Consider the following 2,448-nt stretch of genomic DNA (forward strand, 5'->3'; position numbering starts at 1 on the left):
ATGTCCGCCTTGGCGAGGGCCTCGGGGGACTGCTCGTCGTTCTCGGTCACCGTGCGCGAGATGACCAGTCCGTGCCGGCAGAAGCCGCCGTCGCCGGGGCAGTCGTAGGTGCCGTCCGTCGTCATCATGACGTTGTCCGTGGTGACGTTCTCCGGCCGGACCCAGCCGTCGAGCAACGGCAGGGTGATGCCGTTGAGTTCGTCGACGACGACGGCCGGGTCGTCGGCGGACGGTTCGAAGGTGGCGGCCGACGGTTCGGGGGTGGACGCCGACGGTGCAGGTGTCGCACTGGTCGTGGCTGGGGTGGGTGCCGCGGTGTTCGCCTCCGTGCCGCCCCCGTTGCCGTCGTCGCCGAGGACGACCGCCCCGGTGACGATCGCGGCGACCAGGACCACCCCGGCGGCGGTGAGGGCGACGGCCTTCGCGCGCGCGGACGTGCCGGCCGTCGGGGACGGCGGGCCGGGGACCTCCGGTGTGCGCCGGTGGTCCGTCCAGGCCGTGCCGTCCCACCAGCGTTCGACGTGCGGGGCCGACGGATCGCGGTACCAGCCGGGCGGGGGCGTCATGCTCATCCCGGCACTGTAGGACGACTCCTACAGCGGTGTGACGTACGCCCCCGAGATCCCGCCGTCCACCAGGAAGTCGGTGGCGTTGACGAAGGAGGAGTCGTCGCTGGCCAGGAAGGCGACCGCGGCGGCGATCTCCTCGGCTTCGGCGAACCGGCCGAGCGGGATGTGGACGAGCCGGCGTGCGGCGCGCTCCGGGTCCTTGGCGAACAGCTCCTGGAGGAGCGGGGTGTTGACCGGGCCCGGGCAGAGGGCGTTCACGCGGATGCCCTCGCGGGCGAACTGCACGCCGAGTTCGCGGGACATGGCGAGCACGCCGCCCTTGGATGCGGTGTACGAGATCTGCGAGGTCGCGGCCCCCATCCGCGCCACGAACGACGCCGTGTTGATGATCGACCCCTTGCCCTGGCGCCGCATGTAGGGGATGGCCGCCTTGCAGCACAGGTAGACGGAGGTGAGGTTGACCTCCTGGACCCGCTTCCAGGCCTCCAGGCCGGTCTCCAGGATGGAGTCGTCGTCGGGCGGGGAGATGCCGGCGTTGTTGAAGGCGATGTCGACGCTTCCGTAGGTGTCGTACGCCGTCCTGAACAGGGCCTCGACCTGCTCGGGGTCGGTGACGTCGACCTTCGCGAAGAGGCCGCCGACCTCCTCGGCGGCCGCTTTGCCGCGCTGCTCGTCGACATCACCGCAGACGACGTGCGCGCCCTCGGAGGCGAGCCGGCGGGCGGTGGCGAGGCCGATGCCGCTGCCGGCTCCGGTGACGACGGCGGTGCGGCCGACGAGCCGGCGGCAGATGATGTCTTCGCTCACTGTGCGGGGCCCTCCGTGCTGATGAAGACGTTCTTGGTTTCGGTGAAGGCGGCCAGTGCGTCCGGTCCGAGTTCGCGGCCGATGCCGGACTGTTTGAAGCCGCCGAACGGGGTCCAGTAGCGGACGCTGGAGTGGGAGTTGACGGACAGGTTGCCGGCCCGGACCGCCTGCGAGACGCGCAGGGCGCGGCCGATGTCGCGGGTCCAGATGGAGCCGGAGAGGCCGTAGTCGGTGGCGTTGGCCAGGCGGACGGCGTCGGCCTCGTCGTCGAAGGGCAGGACGACGGCGACGGGGCCGAAGACCTCCTCGACGGCCACGCGCGCGTGCGGGTCGACTCCGGTCAGCACGGTCGGCGGGAACCAGAAGCCGGGGCCTTCGGGGGCCTTGCCGCGGATGCCCTGGGCGTCGGTCGGGACGTAGGAACGGACGCGGTCCAGCTGGGCCTTGGAGATGAGGGGGCCCATGTCGGTCTTCTCGTCGGCGGGGTCGCCGACGGTCACGGCCTCGATCGCCGGGGCGAGCAGCTCCAGGAACCGGTCGTGGGCGGAGCGCTGGACGAGGATGCGGGTGCGGGCGCAGCAGTCCTGGCCGGAGTTGTCGAGGAAGGACATGGGTGCGGCGGCCGCTGCGGCTTCGAGGTCGGCGTCGGCGAAGACGATGTTGGGGCTCTTGCCGCCGAGTTCGAGGGTGACGCGCTTGAGGAGGGCCGAGCCCTTGGCCAGCACCTGTTTGCCCACGGCCGTCGACCCGGTGAAGACGATCTTCGCCACGCCCGGATGCTCGACGAGTGCGTTCCCCGTGACGGGGCCGTGTCCGGGCAGCACCTGGAACAGGCCCTCGGGCAGGCCCGCCTCCAGGGCGAGTTCGGCCAGGCGGAGTGCGGTGAGCGGGGTTGTCTCGGCGGGCTTGAGGATGACCGCGTTGCCTGCGGCGAGCGCCGGTGCCGTGCCCCAGGCCGCGATCGGCATGGGGAAGTTCCAGGGCGCGATCACGCCGACCACGCCGAGCGGTTCGAGGATCGTGACGTCGAGGCCGCCCGCAAACGGGATCTGACGTCCGGTCAGCCGCTCCA

The 2,448-nt window shown here is 71.6% G+C and carries 3 protein-coding genes; all 3 read right to left on the bottom strand.

Features of this window, described 5'->3' with window-relative positions; genetic code table 11:
* On the bottom strand, window positions 1-566 hold a 566-nt coding region (locus ACTWQJ_RS50175), incomplete at its 3' end, for a DUF2510 domain-containing protein (protein WP_443313014.1).
* Between the two features lie 27 nt (window positions 567-593).
* A complete protein-coding gene (locus tag ACTWQJ_RS50180) occupies window positions 594-1,376 on the bottom strand; it encodes a 3-oxoacyl-ACP reductase (protein WP_224738237.1) in 783 nt (260 codons plus the stop codon).
* The coding region (locus ACTWQJ_RS50185) for an aldehyde dehydrogenase family protein (RefSeq protein ID WP_443313013.1) at window positions 1,373-2,448 on the bottom strand (1,076 nt) is incomplete at its 5' end. The genes ACTWQJ_RS50180 and ACTWQJ_RS50185, both read right to left, overlap by 4 nt.

This window comes from Streptomyces sp. KR55, from assembly GCF_052245645.1.
Lineage (GTDB): Bacteria > Actinomycetota > Actinomycetes > Streptomycetales > Streptomycetaceae > Streptomyces > Streptomyces flavusporus.